Origin of the sequence: Asticcacaulis sp. AC460 (assembly GCF_000495795.1) — a bacterium.
Lineage (GTDB): Bacteria > Pseudomonadota > Alphaproteobacteria > Caulobacterales > Caulobacteraceae > Asticcacaulis.
This window is the reverse complement of record NZ_AWGD01000020.1, coordinates 1-14,076: the sequence shown is the minus strand read 5'-3', so window position 1 is coordinate 14,076 and position 14,076 is coordinate 1. Positions and strand designations below refer to the sequence as shown.

Genomic DNA, 14,076 nt, shown 5'->3' with positions numbered 1-14,076 from the left:
GTCCGAGCGCTCCGGAGATACTATTAATGTCAAAGACTATGTTAATCGACGCGACCCACACGGAAGAGACCCGTGTCGTCGTGCTCAACGGCTCACGAGTTGAAGAATTTGATTTCGAAAGCCACGCCAGGAAACAGCTTCGCGGCAATATCTATCTTGCCAAGGTCACACGGGTAGAACCGTCGCTTCAGGCGGCCTTCGTTGAATACGGCGGCAATCGCCACGGCTTCCTGGCCTTCAACGAAATCCATCCCGACTATTATCAGATCCCGGTCGCCGACCGCGAGAAGCTGATGGCCGAACTGGCCGCCCAGGCCCAAAGTGCTAAAGACCACGCCAAGGACAACGGGCGCGACCGCGACACCGCCGGCGGCGAAGATGCCGACGACGACGATCATCACGAGGATGACGGCGACGACCTGCCCGATGAAGAGCGCCGCCTGCGCCAGCACCTGATCCGCCGCTACAAGATCCAGGAAGTCATCAAGCGCCGCCAGATCCTTCTGGTCCAGGTCGTCAAGGAAGAGCGTGGCAACAAGGGCGCCGCGCTGACCACCTACCTGTCCCTGGCCGGCCGTTACTGCGTGCTGATGCCGAACACCGCCCGTGGCGGCGGCATTTCACGCAAGATCACCAATGCTCCGGACCGCAAGCGTCTGAAGGCCGTCGCGCAATCGCTGGACGTGCCACACGGCATGGGCCTGATCGTCCGCACCGCCGGCGCCAAGCGCACCAAGCAGGAGATCAAGCGCGACTACGACTATCTGCTGCGGGTGTGGGAGACCATCCGCGAGACGACGTTGAAATCGAACGCACCGGCGCTGATCTACGAGGAAGAAGACCTGGTCAAGCGCGCCATCCGCGATATGTTCGACAAGGACTTCGACGGGGTCCTGGTCGAGGGTGACGAGGGCTACAAGGGCGCCAAGGACTTCATGCGGATGATCATGCCGTCCCAGGCGAAGAAGATCCAGCTCTACAAGGCCAACGCCCCCCTCTTCGCCCGTTACGGCGTCGAGGACCTTATCTCGAAGATCTATTCTCCGGTCGTGCCGCTGAAGTCCGGCGGCTACCTGGTCATCAACCAGACCGAAGCCCTGGTCGCCATCGACGTCAACTCGGGCAAGTCGACCAAGGAACGCAATATCGAAGCCACGGCTTTGAAGACCAATATGGAAGCCGCCGAGGAAGCCGCGCGCCAGATGCGCCTGCGCGACCTGGCCGGCCTGGTGGTCATCGACTTCATCGACATGGATGAGGCGAAGAACAACCGTTCGGTCGAAAAGAAACTGAAGGACGCCCTGGCCGAGGATCGCGCCCGCATCCAGATGGGCAAGATCTCCGGCTTCGGCCTGATGGAAATCAGCCGCCAGCGCCGCCGTACCGGCTTCCTGGAAGGCACCACGGTGACCTGCCCGCACTGCGAAGGCATGGGCCGCGTCCGCTCGGTCGACTCGGCCGCGCTGTCGGCCATGCGCCGCATCGATATGGAAGCCATGCAGAACGGCGCCGGCGCCATCACGGTCAAGCTGCCGACCGCGGTTGCCCTGTACATCCTCAATGAAAAGCAGGTCCACCTGGCCAAGCTGCGGCTGGAATGGGGCCTGAAGGTCAATATCGAAATCGACAACGACCTGAGCCATACCGACCTGCAGATCGTCCGCACGGTCCTGGCGACCGAGGTCGACTTCATCCCGCCGGTTCGCCCGGAACCGATCGCCTTCGATCCGACTCCGGAAGAGATTGCCGAGGATGAAGCCCTGGGCGAAGAGGATGAAGAAATCGTCGCCTCCGATGAGGAGGGCGAGGAAGGCGAACGGACGGAAGCGCGCGGTGATCGCGGCGACCGTGGCGATCGTAACGGCAAACGCCGCCGCCGCCGCCGTGGCGGCCGTGATCGCTTCGAGAACGAAGAGCGCGCACCGGTGCAGGCCGAAGGTGCCGAGGCCGGTGATGAGGCCGAGGGTGACGAAGGCGACGACGAGGACGAAGGCGATGGTTCCGATCCGCGTCACGGCCGTAACCGCCGCCGTCGTGGCCGTCGTGGCGGCCGCCGCGCCGGTTTCGACAACCGTCCGCGCGAGACCTACAGCTGGGTCCGTGCCCGCACGCCGTCGCTGGAAGCGCCTTACGTCTGGATCGATCCGTTCGAAGAGCAGCAAAAGCGTTTCGAACAGACCGAACGGACCCGCGACTTTACCGCCACAACGGCCTCCGTGTCGTCGGAAGTTTCCGTTGCCGCAGCCGTGGTTCAGGTGCTGGGTGCCGAAGTGACGTCGCCGACCTCGCTGGTGCCGGAAGACCTGCGCGACCAGCCGGCGCCCAAGCGCCAGCGGCCGCCGCGCCGCCGCAAGGGTGGCGTTGATGCCGCCGATCCAGTGACGCCAGACCATTCGGAATCGCTGATTACGGCGCCTATGCCGACCTCGACCGATGTCGATTCCGGTGTTGCCTCGGAACTGGAGCCGGAAACGGCGCCGGCCGTGGTGGCGATCGAGCCGGAAGCTCCGGCCCCGGCCAAGAAGACCCGTTCGCGCAAGAAGGCCGCGCCGGTGGTAGAGGCTCAGGAAACGGCCGTCGAAGATCTGACGCCGGTGGTGGCAGAGGTTGCGCCGGAACCCGAGCCCGAACCGGTCAAGGTGCTGGAGCCGGTCGCCGCCGAGCCCGACCCCAACGAAATCACCGCCCCGCCCGAAAAGCCCAAGCGCGGCTGGTGGCGCAAGTAAGTTTACGGCCCGCTTGACAAGCGGGCCGTAGTCTTTTGTAAATTCATGGTTTTCACAGATTGTGCCCTAGGGGGCGGACGTACCGTTCAAAAAGCGCAATTTGTGATACGCCTGAGCCGGCATTCATCCACGGTTCAGCCGCACGCCTTAGATTTGTCACGCTTGCTTCCTATCTAGAGTCTGAGTTCTCGGGGTCTTCTGCGTATGCACGACAAGCCTTCTCACACTCCCCTCGCCCGGCGCCTGCTGAAGGCCGCCGCCGGTGTCGTTGCCGGGCTCGCCGTGCTGGCCGCGTCAACAGCGGTCCACGCCCAGAATGTTATCCGCGATACCGAAATCGAGCAGTTCCTGCATAAGCGCACCCGGCCGATCCTGGATGCCGCGGGTCTCGATGCCGACAAGGTCCAGTACCTGCTGGTCGCCAGCGACGACCTCAACGCCTTCGCCACCTTCCGTTTGCGCATGGGCCTGAACACCGGCCTGATCCTGGAAGCCAAGACACCCAACGAACTTTTTGGCGTCATCGCCCACGAAACCGGCCACCTTTCCGGCGGCCACATGATGCGCACCGACGAAATCGAACGCTCGGCCCGTGCCCCGATGGCCGTCGCCCTGGGCCTCGGCATCATCGCCGCCATGGCCGGGTCACCCGACGGCGCCATGGCCATTATCGGCAGTTCGCCGACCTTCGGCACCCTGAACGCCCTGCGCTATATGCAGACCCAGGAATCCGCCGCCGATATCGCCGGCATCAAGGCGCTCGAAAGGGCCGGCATGTCGGGCAAGGGCCTTGTCGATTTCTTCTATAACCTGCGCGACTACGAGATCTACTCGAACGCGGAACGTTACGCCTTCTTCCGCACCCACCCCCTGTCGCGTGAGCGCATCCAGTCGCTGACCCGCCTGGCCCAGCAGCAGCCCCACTACAAGGAAGTCGACCCGCCCGAGGTGGTCGAGGAGTTTCGGATCGTCCAGGCCAAGCTGGCGGGTTTCATGGATGACCCGGTCAAGACCTTTAAGGCCTATCCCGAAAGCGACACGTCGTATCCGGCGCGCTATGCCCGGGTGATCGCTACCTACAAGCAGGGCAACTGGGACAAGGCCCTGACCGACCTGGACATGCTGATCGCGGAGCAGCCCGAAAATCCCTACCTTCATGAGCTCAAGGGCCAGATATATTTCGAAACCGGCCGCGCCGTCCTGGCCAAGCCGGAACACCTGAAGTCGGTTGAACTGATGCCCCAGGCGCCGCTGCTGCGGGTCAATCTGGGCCAGACCCTGATCGCCACCGGCGACCGTGCGGACGCCACCCAGGCTGTGTTTCACCTGCGGGAATCGCTGAAGTACGAGGAAGACAACAGTTTCGCCTGGCGGCAACTGGCCCAGGCCTATGACGCCCTGAATGAGCCCGGCATGGCGCGTCTGGCCACCGCCGAAGAGCAGTTCTACAACGGCAATTACGAAGGCGCGCGTACCTCCGCGGTGTGGGCCCAGAAATACTTCGAGCCCACAACGCCGGAATTCCGCCGCGCCCGCGACCTGGTCATGGTGACCTCGTCCGAAATGGGCGTCAATCCCGTCGAAGGCGAAACCAAGCGCCGCCGCCCCTACTAACTTCTGAAAGTTCTGACGTGTCCGATTCCGAGATACCTGCCGCCGAAACCTCCGCGACCCGCAACACGGCCTCAAAGGCCGAGGGCTGGCGCGACATCCAGGCCCACATCACCACAGGGCTTGCCGTGTTCGCCGTGATCCTTGCCGGCGCGCCCTATGTCGTACCGCAAGTCTCCGCCTGGCAGACCCAGAAGGGCCTCCTCGAAAAACCGGCCATGCTACGCGACGCCAGCGAAAAACTGCAGAGGCAGGCCAATGAGGCCATGGACGCCAAGACGCGCGAAATCCTCAAGGCCCGCGCCGAGAGCCTGAAAACCACGCTTTACGGCAACAAGATGGATCCGATCCTGGGCAATCCGGCGGCGGCGATCAAGATCGTTGAATTCCTCGACTACAAGTGCGGCGCTTGCCGCGCCGGATCGCCCCACCTGAAAGCCTTCCTCGACGCCAATCCGGACGTGGCGATCATCGTGAAGGAATATCCGATCATCAGCAAGAACTCGCATCTCGCGGCCTACGCCCTGGCGGCGGCCGAGGCCGGCCAATACGAGGCCGTGCACTACGCCTTCATGACCGAGCAGGTCGACAGCGACGAGGACGTCGCGCCCATTCTGAAGGCCGCGGGGCTGGATCCCGCGGCGATCAAGGCACGCAAGGAATCCGAAGACATTCAGAACTATGTCGTCCAGACCGTGATGCTGGGGCAGGATCTGGAAGTCAATGCGACTCCGACCTTCATCGTCGATGGGGAGCCGATCAGCGGGACCGACATACCGGGCCTGGAGGCCGCGGTCCAGAAACTGCGCAAGAAGCAGAAGTCGTAAAGACTGTTTGGAAAGCCGTCAGGCTGAGCCGAAAAGGGCTGGTTTCGAGAACCGGAGCGGAGCGTACTCAAGTACGTGAGCACCGGAAGCGCAGAAAACGGTCCTTTGCAGGCCGGCCTGACGGACTTTCCAACAGTCTTTTACCTGGCGCCGAACACCCGCTTACCCCAGGTCCGGGTGGCGGGCTTGGACAGTTCCAGAGGTTCCTGGTTGGCGGCCTGTGCCGGTTCGCCACGCAGCATGCGCAGCTTTTCCACGGCCTTCAGATTGACCTGAGCGCCCAGACGCTCGATCTCTTCATAGACCTCGACGGCCTTTTCCATCTGTTCCAGCGATTCATAGACCGCGGCCAGATTGTACAGTCCGCGCGGCGAGGGGTCGTTCTTGCAGGCGCGTTGGGCCGCGGCGATCGAATCCCAGTTGCGGCTCATGGCCAGCAAAATCTGCGAGCGCAGCACATGGGCCCGCGCCATGTCGGGTGAGAGTTGCAGGCACAGGGTGACGGCCATTTCAGCTTCCGAGAAGCGATTCAGCCGGCGCAGGCAGGCCGCCTTGCCGTAGCAGGCATTGGCATCCATGGGGTGAATCGCCATGTAACGGCCATAGGCCTCGGCTGCCGCCTCATACTCCTGGAGCGCGCCCAGGGCATCTGCCGCCATGAGGGTCGCCTCGGCATCGTCCTGCGCCCCCATTTCCAGCAGCGCATCGGCATAGGCGCGTTCACCCATGCGGTTGGCCGCGCGGCGGATGGCCAGGCCTTCCCGGCGCATGACGGGATGGTCGGGTGACTTGCGAAGGGCGATAGCGATCGCCGCCTCGGCTTCCACCAGTTGCCCCTGCAGGCGATATTGCCGGGCCAGTTCGTAGGGAAAGCCCGGATTGTCGGGATTGGCCTCCATGGCCGCTTCCAGTTGATCCAGCGGCAGGCCGCGCAGGCGCATCAGGCTGCGCCCTTCCGGTTCATGACCCAGGATTTCAATCGGGGACAGCCGATAGGGCTCGGCGATGAGCTTATAGTCGGATAGCAATTCCGCCCACGCGGTGGCATCGCCCAAATGGGTCTCCGGCGCGAAGAAGACGGCCTGGCCATGCGGCGTCGCAAACGGTGCGATGCGGTCGTTGAGGTACAGGAACTGCGCGTCGGTATTGGGATAGCGCTCGAAATAGGCCTTTTCCAGCTCCAGCGCCTGGGCTTCGCTCATGTCGCGGCGGACATAGGTGATGGCCTCGCTCTTGGCCTGTTGGCGGAAGCGCGCCGCCAGGTGACGGAAGCGGGCATTGAAGGCGGCATAGTCGGCCAGATAATGGGCCGGATGGTCGAAGCTGTGGTGGAAACGCACGCCGGTGCCGCGGTCGGCGACCAGTTGGCCGTTAGCGGTATCGACCAGGTAAAGGTGCTCAGGGGCGAAGACGTCGAAATCCTTGCGCAAAATCTCGATCAGGCCCTGTGCGGGGACCGCCATCCAGTCGAAGACCTGGGCGGTGTTATCGCCGGAATGCAGGCGAAGTTGGAACGCCACTTCCCAGCGCAGGCCAAGGCTGACCAGGCGACGCTGGTCTGGGCCGCGTTTGGCGTCGTGTCGGGTTTTAAAAAGCGAAGACGTTTTACGCGTCGGTGCCATGACTTTTTAGATTCCTGGACGGGGCTCCGGCGGCCCAGCCTTGGGAATCAGTCATAACCCCGAACGGGTTAAATTCGATTAAATCGTGGAGTCGCCGTAAAGGCTCCACACGCGCAAGCCTTCGTCATGCGCGTGTGGAGCCCTTTGGGCCATCTTACCAGACGATATGGCTCAACACATCGGCCTGGGTCGAGCTGAGCACGGTAACTGTATTGCCGCCGCCAAGATTAATGACGACATCCGCTCCGACCTGAGTAACCATCGCGCTGTTGGCCACGCCGTTAGTCACGCCATGGATATCGATCGTATCGTTCTGGGCGGCGCTGAAATCGGTCACCGTGTCTTTCCAGGTGCCGTTCATAAACACGAAGACATCCGATCCCAGTCCACCCGCCAGGATGTCATTGCCGATGCCGCCGTCCAGCCGGTTGTCACCGCTGTTGCCGGTGATCGTATTGTTCAGCGAATTGCCCGTGGCATTGATATGTCCGGATCCCGTCAGGTTCATCACCTCGACCGCCCGACCGAACAGGGAGTAGGTCACCGAACTGAAGACCGTGTCGGTACCTTCGAAATGCAGTTCCTGGACATTGTCGCCGGTATTGTCGACATAATAGGTGTCATTGCCCAGACCGCCGACCATCTTGTCCGCGCCGCCGCTACCGTCCAGAACGTTGTTACCGCTGGTGCCGGTGAGCGTGTTGTTCAGCGAGTTACCGCTGCCATTGAGATCCCCGGCGCCCGTCAGGGTCAGGATTTCCACGGCCCGTCCAGCCAGCGAATAGCTGACCGACGAGATGATGGTATCGGTGCCTTCCAGGTGGTTTTCGCCGATACTATCGCCGGCATTATCGACATAGTAGGTGTCGTCGCCCAGCCCGCCCAACATGCGGTCGGCACCGGCACCGCCGTCCAGCACGTCATTGCCGGCCGCGCCGTCGAGCGTATTGTTGCCGTCGTTACCCGCGATGAAGTTGTTCAGCGAATTGCCGGTGCCGGTAAGGTTGCCCGATCCCGTCAGGGTCAGTGTTTCGACCGCGCGTCCCCACAGCGAATAACTGACGGACGAGATGATGGTATCTGTGCCTTCAAGGTGGTTTTCGCCGACACTATCGCCGGAATTATCGACATAGTAGGTGTCATTCCCCAGGCCGCCGACCAGACGGTCCGCCCCGGCACCGCCATCCAGCACATTATCGCCGGCGTTGCCGGTAATTCGGTTGTTCAGGGAATTGCCCCGGCCTTCCAGCGCGCCGTCGCCCGACAGCTCCAGATTCTCGACCTCGTCACCCAGGAAATAGGTAACCGTGGATCGTACGGTATCTATGCCTTCACCGGCATATTCCGTTACGGCATCACCCAAATCGATGAGGTAGGTGTCATTGCCGGTTCCGCCGGACATCGCATCGTAGCTGCCGTTGACGCCGCGCAGGATATCGTTGCCGGCTTCGCCATACATCGTGGCACCCAGCCATTCGGCCGCCTGGATAACGTCATTTCCGTCGCCGCCGTAGGCCGCGCCGGAATAGTAGGTCCACTGCATCTGGATGGTGTCGTTACCGGCGCCGCCGTAGGTTCCGGCGTTGCCATAGATCAGATCGTCGCCATCGCCGCCGCTGGCAGTCGCAAACCCATTGGTGTTGGTGTAAAGCGTGTCGTTGCCGGCCCCGCCCTCGACACGGTCCAGGTACTGCGAATAGCGTCCGTCGACCAGGTCGTCGCCATCGCCGCCGAACAGGCCGGATGTGTAATAGCCCGCGATCAGGCTGTCATTGCCGCCCATGCCAAAGACCAGCCCGAAGGCTCCATAGGGATTGCCGACATCGGTAAGGCTGTCGTTGTAGTCGCTGCCTTCGATCCAGGCGGTGCCCTCGATGTTCTGGATCGTGCCGCCGCCGATCACCTGACTGGCGAGGTTGCCGTCGAAGGTCACGCCAGCCGTTGCGCCCTGGAAGCTGATGAGCAGATTGTCCAGGCCCTCTCCGCCATCGACATTGTCACCATAGCCCGCCGACAGCCAGTCTGCGCCATTATTACCGCTCAGGGTGTCGACCTCGCTGCCGCGGTCAAGTTGTGGCGCCACATAGCTGTCTTCGCCGTAGTAGGGTCCGTGATAATCGCCTGGCGGCGATTCCGCGTACAGACGATCATCTCCCTTGCCACCGTTCAGGAGGTCACCGCCGGCGCCGCCTTCCAGTGTGTCGTTCCCGCCATTTCCCCGGAAGCTGTCATTCCCGCCATTGCCGACCGCAGTGTTGCCCTCTTCACTGCCGACGAAGGCATCGTCTCCGCCCTCGCCGACGAAGTTCATTACACCCAGGCCAACGCCGGCGATGACCACCTCAACGAGATAGGTGCCGTCCGCAAATCTCAGCGCTTCGACGCCGTGGAGCGTATCGGTGCCATCGGGTGAACCGTCGCGCATGTCGACTACGGTCACGACCAGTGTCTCGGAGTTCTGGGTCACCAGATAGTCGGCGCTGGCGCCGCCGTAGACCGCAATGTCACCCGTCATGGCTTCCGAATGATCGCCACCGTTCAGGACGTCGTTGCCAGCTCCACCGATGAGCGTGTCGCTGTTGTAACTGCCGGTCACAGTGTCGTTGCCGGCGTCGCCAAACAGCATTGAAATGAACTGGGCCGAGCCGTCAATGACGTCATCACCCTCGTCGCCATGGACTTCGCCGTCGTAGTAGCTGTAGGTCATGACGATGCTGTCATTGCCCGCGCCACCGAACGTCCTGCCGTGTGCGTGGATCAGGTCGTCACCGTCACCACCGTAGGCGATCGCAAAGGTATTGCTGTTGGTGTCCAGCGTATCGTTCCCCGCGCCACCTTCGACGCTTTGGAGATACTGGGAATAACGCCCGTCCACGACATCATCGCCGTTCCCGCCATATACACCGACAGTGTAGTAACCCGCGATCAGGTTATCTTCGCCGCCCATGCCGAAGATAACCGGCGCGCTGCCGCCCCAGCCATATCCTTCGCCATGGATGACGTCATTGAATTCGCTGCCTTCGATCCAGCCAAGCGACTCGACGTTTTGAATCGAGGCGCCGTCGATGGTCTGGCTGCCCAGCGACAGGTCAAAGGTGATGCCCGTTGTCGCTCCCTGGAAACTGATGAACAGCTTGTCTGCGCCGCTACCTCCGTCGACATTGTCACCGTACCCCGCCGACAGAATATCTTCGCCCTCGCCGCCGCTCAATGTGTCGGCCCCGGCGTCGCGGTCCAGAACCGGTGAAACGTAGGGAATGTAATAGTAGGGTGTATTGTAGACCCCCAGCGGAGCGGACGCATAGAGAACGTCACCGCCGGCTCCGCCATCCAGCGCGTCGCGACCGTCGCCGCCGATCAGCGTATCACTTCCGGCGCCGCCGTTCTGCGTATCGTCGCCGTCCAAGCCGTCCAGGGTGTTATTGCCGTCGTTACCAGTGAGAGTATTTCCTGTCGCATTGCCGGTTCCCATCAGGTCGGCCGCACCGCTCAGGGTCAACCCTTCCACCGAAATGCCAGACGATAAGGTATAGTTGATCGACGCAATGATTGTATCCGTACCTTCCGACGCGTTTTCGCGCACATCGTCGCCGATACTGTCGACAAGATAGCTGTCGTTGCCCAGCCCGCCGATCATCGTATCGTCACCGCCCCGGCCGTCCAGAACGTCGTTCCCCCCGGCGCCATCCAAAACATTACCGCCGCCGGTGCCGGTGATCTCGTTGTTCAACGAATTGCCCGTGCCGTTCAGGTTGCCGGAGCCATTCAGGGTCAGCGTCTCGACCGCGCGGCCAAACAGCGAATAGCTGACGGAACTGATGACCGTATCGCTGCCTTCCAGGTGGTTTTCGCGTACACTGTCACCGGCGCTGTCGACGTAATAGGTATCGTCGCCCAGCCCGCCAATCAAGGTGTCGTTGCCGCCGCCACCCTGCAACGCGTCGTCACCAGCCCCGCCAGTCAGGGTTTCTGACGTTGCATCGCCGACGGTGAGCCTATCCTGGCCGGCGCTTCCCGCCGCCAGGAAATGGCGTTCGTAGATGTGCTGTGAATTTGCGATATTGACCGTCCAGGTGACGGCAAAGCCGCCATCGTCCAGCGCCACGACGTCGATGCCCCACAGGCTTCCCCGGGCGACCTCTACCGCGCCTCCGGCCTTTTGCCCGTCCGAACCGTATTGCTGGACAAAGGCGGTCATGTCCGCGCCGTCGTATTCACCCCACGCCACCAGGAAGCTGCCGTCGGCCTGGCCCGCGACCTTAACGCCATGCGACGAGACGGCTGCCGCCGAACCTATCTGAAACTCGCCACCGACTCGCGCGCCGGATTCATCGAAACGCTGGGCCGTCAGGCGCGCGCCGGCCGTCGTGTACCAGTCGGCGGCGCTGTCCCAGGCGATGACGTAACCGCCATCGGCCAGCGCGGTGACGCTCGGCAGGTATTGATCATCGGCTCCCACGCCGTTGACCAGGAAGTCCTCGCCGATGGCAACACCACTGGCGTCGAACATTCGCGCCGAAACACCGAAACCGTCGCCGTCCTGCGCATTACTGGTCCAGGTGATCACGAAGCCGCCGCCGTCGAGCGCCGTAAGGCTGGCAACGACCGGATAGGCATAATCCGTGCCCCGGACCGTCAGCGAGGTGACGTCGATACGCGTTTCTCCACCGATTGCCGCACCGGAGACGTCATATCTCTGGAAATACAGTTCCGGCAGTTGCGCTGTCGTCGTCGACATCGACGTCCAGGCAATAACGATATCGCCATTGGCCAATTGCGCCATCACCGGACTATCCTGGGTGCCGGGACGGGTGGCGTTGACGATGAACTCATCCCCAACAGCGTTCCCCGACGCATCATAGCGCCGCGCCAGAATGTTGGCGGAAAATTCGTAATTTACCCAGTCCACCCCCTGGCCCATCCAGGTGACCAGGAAGCCACCATCGCTCAACCCGATGACGTCGCTGTTGGACACCCACCAACCCGCCTGGCTGACGGCGATTTCAGCACCCGACTCGTGACCCGATGCGTCATAACGCTGGACGACGATCTTACCCTGTTGCCAGTCGCTCCAGGTGATGACGTAGCCGCCATCCTCCAATCGCGCGATTTGGCTGAAAATCTGCGATCCCAACTCGGTGGTATCGTCGGGCGCCACTTTCGAAGCCTGGTCGGTGTAATAGGTCTTGGCCATTATGTTTCCCCGGTTCTGTTAAGTTGTGTTCTGGATTTACCATGGGGCTGCTCACGCCGGGTGACGGTCGTTCAGCCCGGTCGGCATTCACGCGCTGGCATTGCCCACGGCTGTTCTACTGCTCGCGTCACCATTAAAGGTGTCGCCGCCCGGATCGCTCATCAAACGCGCCATTTTTGGAACCCCCGCAAGGCGTTCGACTCCGTGTCCCCGTCGAACCGCCAGGACAAGTCATGACCAATATTCGTTATAAGGTCAACGCGCATTCAGGGCTTAATCCCTGACGAAATATGTCTATATCAATCCGGCCAAGGGCGAGGACGGGTCGGCATACAACTTTCGTTGCATCCGGCCGGCGAGATAGGCCTCACGACCGGCAATGACCGCATGTTTCATGGCCCGCGCCATGCGGATCGGGTCCTTGGCCTCGGCGATCGCCGTGTTCATCAGCACCGCGTCGCAGCCCAGTTCCATGGCAACAGCCGCGTCCGACGCCGTGCCGACACCGGCATCGACCAGGACCGGCACCTTGGCGTTTTCAATGATGATTCGCAGGGTCACGGGGTTCTGCACGCCCAGGCCCGAACCGATCGGCGCGGCCAGCGGCATGATAGCCACCGCCCCCGCCTCTTCCAGCTTGCGGGCATAGACCGGATCGTCCGAGCAATAGACCATGACCTGGAAGCCGTCCTTGACCAGCAGTTTCAGGGACCGCAGGGTTTCTTCCATATCGGGATACAAGGTCTTCGGGTCAGACAGGACCTCGAGCTTGACCAGGTCCCAGCCGCCGGCCTCGCGCGCCAGGCGCAGGGTCCGCACAGCGTCTTCGCCGGTATAGCAACCGGCCGTATTGGGCAGGTAGGTAAAGCGGTCCGGCCGGACGAAGTCCATCAGCATAGGCTGCTTGGGATCCGAGATGTTCACACGGCGCACCGCCACGGTGACGATCTCAGCGCCCGAGGCCTCAGCCGCAGCCGCATTCTGGGCATAGTCCTTGTACTTGCCGGTGCCGACAATCAGGCGGGAATTAAAGGTGCGTCCAGCAACGCTCCAGGTTTCCGGTTGTACTGCCGTATCAGCCATCAGTTGCCACCACCTACAAAATGCACGATTTCCAGCCGGTCGCCGTCTTCGAGACCAGTCGCCAGATAGGTCGAACGCGGAACGATTTCGAGATTGCGTTCCACGGCTACCTTACGTCCGTCCAGGCCGATCTCATCGATCAGCGCCGCCAGATTGCCCGCCGTAACCTCACGCGGTTCGCCATTCAACAGAATTTTCACCATTTTTGCGCCATTTTTGTGCAAATGCGTAACCATCCGCGAGACTTGCGCTTGTGAGCCGGAAATCTCCGCGCTACAAGTCCCGCTTTCGCCAACTGCCCACAAGCAGGTTCATGTCCAAACCCATATATGTCCTCAACGGCCCCAATCTCAACCTTCTTGGGGTCCGCGAGCCGGAAATTTATGGCTACGATACCCTGGCCGACATCGAATCGCGCTGCCGTACCCGCCTGTCGGGCACGGGCACCGATCTGGTCTTTCGGCAATCGAATCATGAAGGCGAACTGATCGACTGGATTCACGAAGCCCGCGAATCCGCCTGCGCCCTCATCATCAACCCGGCCGGCTATGGACACACCTCCGTCGCGCTGCTCGACGCGCTCAAGGCGCTGTCGATCCCGGTGATCGAGTGCCACCTTTCCAACCCCCAGACCCGCGAGCCCTTCCGCCATCACTCTTATGTGTCATTGGCTGCCAAAGGGATTGTTGCAGGATTTGGTCCCATTGGTTATGAACTCGCCGTCCAGGCCGTTCTTGCCATGCTCAAAGCCTGATTCCGTAACGCTCAGGCCTCAATCAAGGTTCCTACATGACGACCGCAAAACCCTCCGTTGACCCGATCGATCCCAAGCTGGTCCGCAAGCTCGCCGACATCCTGAAGGAGACCGAGCTGACGGAGATCGAAGTCGAACAGGGCGACCTCAAGATCCGTGTCGCGCGCCAGTTGACCGCCGCCCCGGTGTCCAACTATGCCGTCGCGCCCCAGGCCTATGCGCCGGCTCCGGCAGCCCCGGTTGCCGCCCCGGCCGCGGA

At 62.0% G+C, this 14,076-nt stretch carries 8 protein-coding genes and 1 pseudogene; 5 read left to right on the top strand and 4 right to left on the bottom strand.

What is annotated here, in order from left to right; all coding sequences use genetic code 11:
* The first annotated feature begins 26 nt into the window (after window positions 1–26).
* The 3 genes from ABAC460_RS35750 to ABAC460_RS0124600 all read left to right on the top strand — a co-directional run bounded on the left by ABAC460_RS35750 (window position 27) and on the right by ABAC460_RS0124600 (window position 5,164).
* Window positions 27–2,726: an Rne/Rng family ribonuclease gene (locus tag ABAC460_RS35750; protein ID WP_031236774.1), complete on the top strand. Its 2,700-nt coding sequence runs from the start codon at window positions 27–29 to the stop codon at window positions 2,724–2,726.
* 204 nt (window positions 2,727–2,930) lie between these two features.
* A complete protein-coding gene (locus tag ABAC460_RS35745; RefSeq protein WP_023453506.1) occupies window positions 2,931–4,340 on the top strand; it encodes a M48 family metalloprotease in 1,410 nt (469 codons plus the stop codon).
* A 17-nt stretch (window positions 4,341–4,357) separates the two neighbouring features.
* Window positions 4,358–5,164 carry a thioredoxin domain-containing protein gene (locus ABAC460_RS0124600; RefSeq protein ID WP_023453505.1) on the top strand — a complete coding sequence of 269 codons (807 nt, stop codon included), beginning with the start codon at window positions 4,358–4,360 and terminating at the stop codon, window positions 5,162–5,164.
* Window positions 5,165–5,304: 140 nt separating this feature from the next.
* On the opposite strand, the gene ABAC460_RS35740 is transcribed toward ABAC460_RS0124600, so the two are convergent.
* From ABAC460_RS35740 to thiS, 4 genes are all read right to left on the bottom strand, one after another.
* On the bottom strand, window positions 5,305–6,786 hold the full coding sequence (locus ABAC460_RS35740; protein ID WP_023453504.1) for a DUF1796 family putative cysteine peptidase: 1,482 nt from the start codon (window positions 6,784–6,786) through the stop codon (window positions 5,305–5,307).
* 154 nt (window positions 6,787–6,940) lie between these two features.
* Window positions 6,941–11,980 (bottom strand): calcium-binding protein, encoded by a 5,040-nt coding sequence (locus ABAC460_RS50805; RefSeq protein ID WP_023453503.1) that lies wholly within the window; start codon window positions 11,978–11,980, stop codon window positions 6,941–6,943.
* A gap of 294 nt (window positions 11,981–12,274) precedes the next feature.
* Window positions 12,275–13,063: a thiazole synthase gene (locus tag ABAC460_RS35730; RefSeq protein WP_023453502.1), complete on the bottom strand. Its 789-nt coding sequence runs from the start codon at window positions 13,061–13,063 to the stop codon at window positions 12,275–12,277.
* Window positions 13,063–13,263 (bottom strand): sulfur carrier protein ThiS, encoded by a 201-nt coding sequence (gene thiS, locus ABAC460_RS35725; RefSeq protein WP_035426172.1) that lies wholly within the window; start codon window positions 13,261–13,263, stop codon window positions 13,063–13,065. Before thiS ends, ABAC460_RS35730 begins: the two co-directional genes overlap by 1 nt.
* A gap of 113 nt (window positions 13,264–13,376) precedes the next feature.
* Between thiS and aroQ the strand changes: the two genes are divergently transcribed.
* Together aroQ and ABAC460_RS35715 are read left to right on the top strand one after the other, a co-directional pair.
* Window positions 13,377–13,817, top strand: a complete 441-nt coding sequence (gene aroQ, locus ABAC460_RS35720) for a type II 3-dehydroquinate dehydratase (RefSeq protein WP_023453500.1) — start codon at window positions 13,377–13,379, stop codon at window positions 13,815–13,817.
* Between the two features lie 35 nt (window positions 13,818–13,852).
* A pseudogene (locus tag ABAC460_RS35715) lies at window positions 13,853–14,076 on the top strand (acetyl-CoA carboxylase biotin carboxyl carrier protein); the annotation flags it as partial.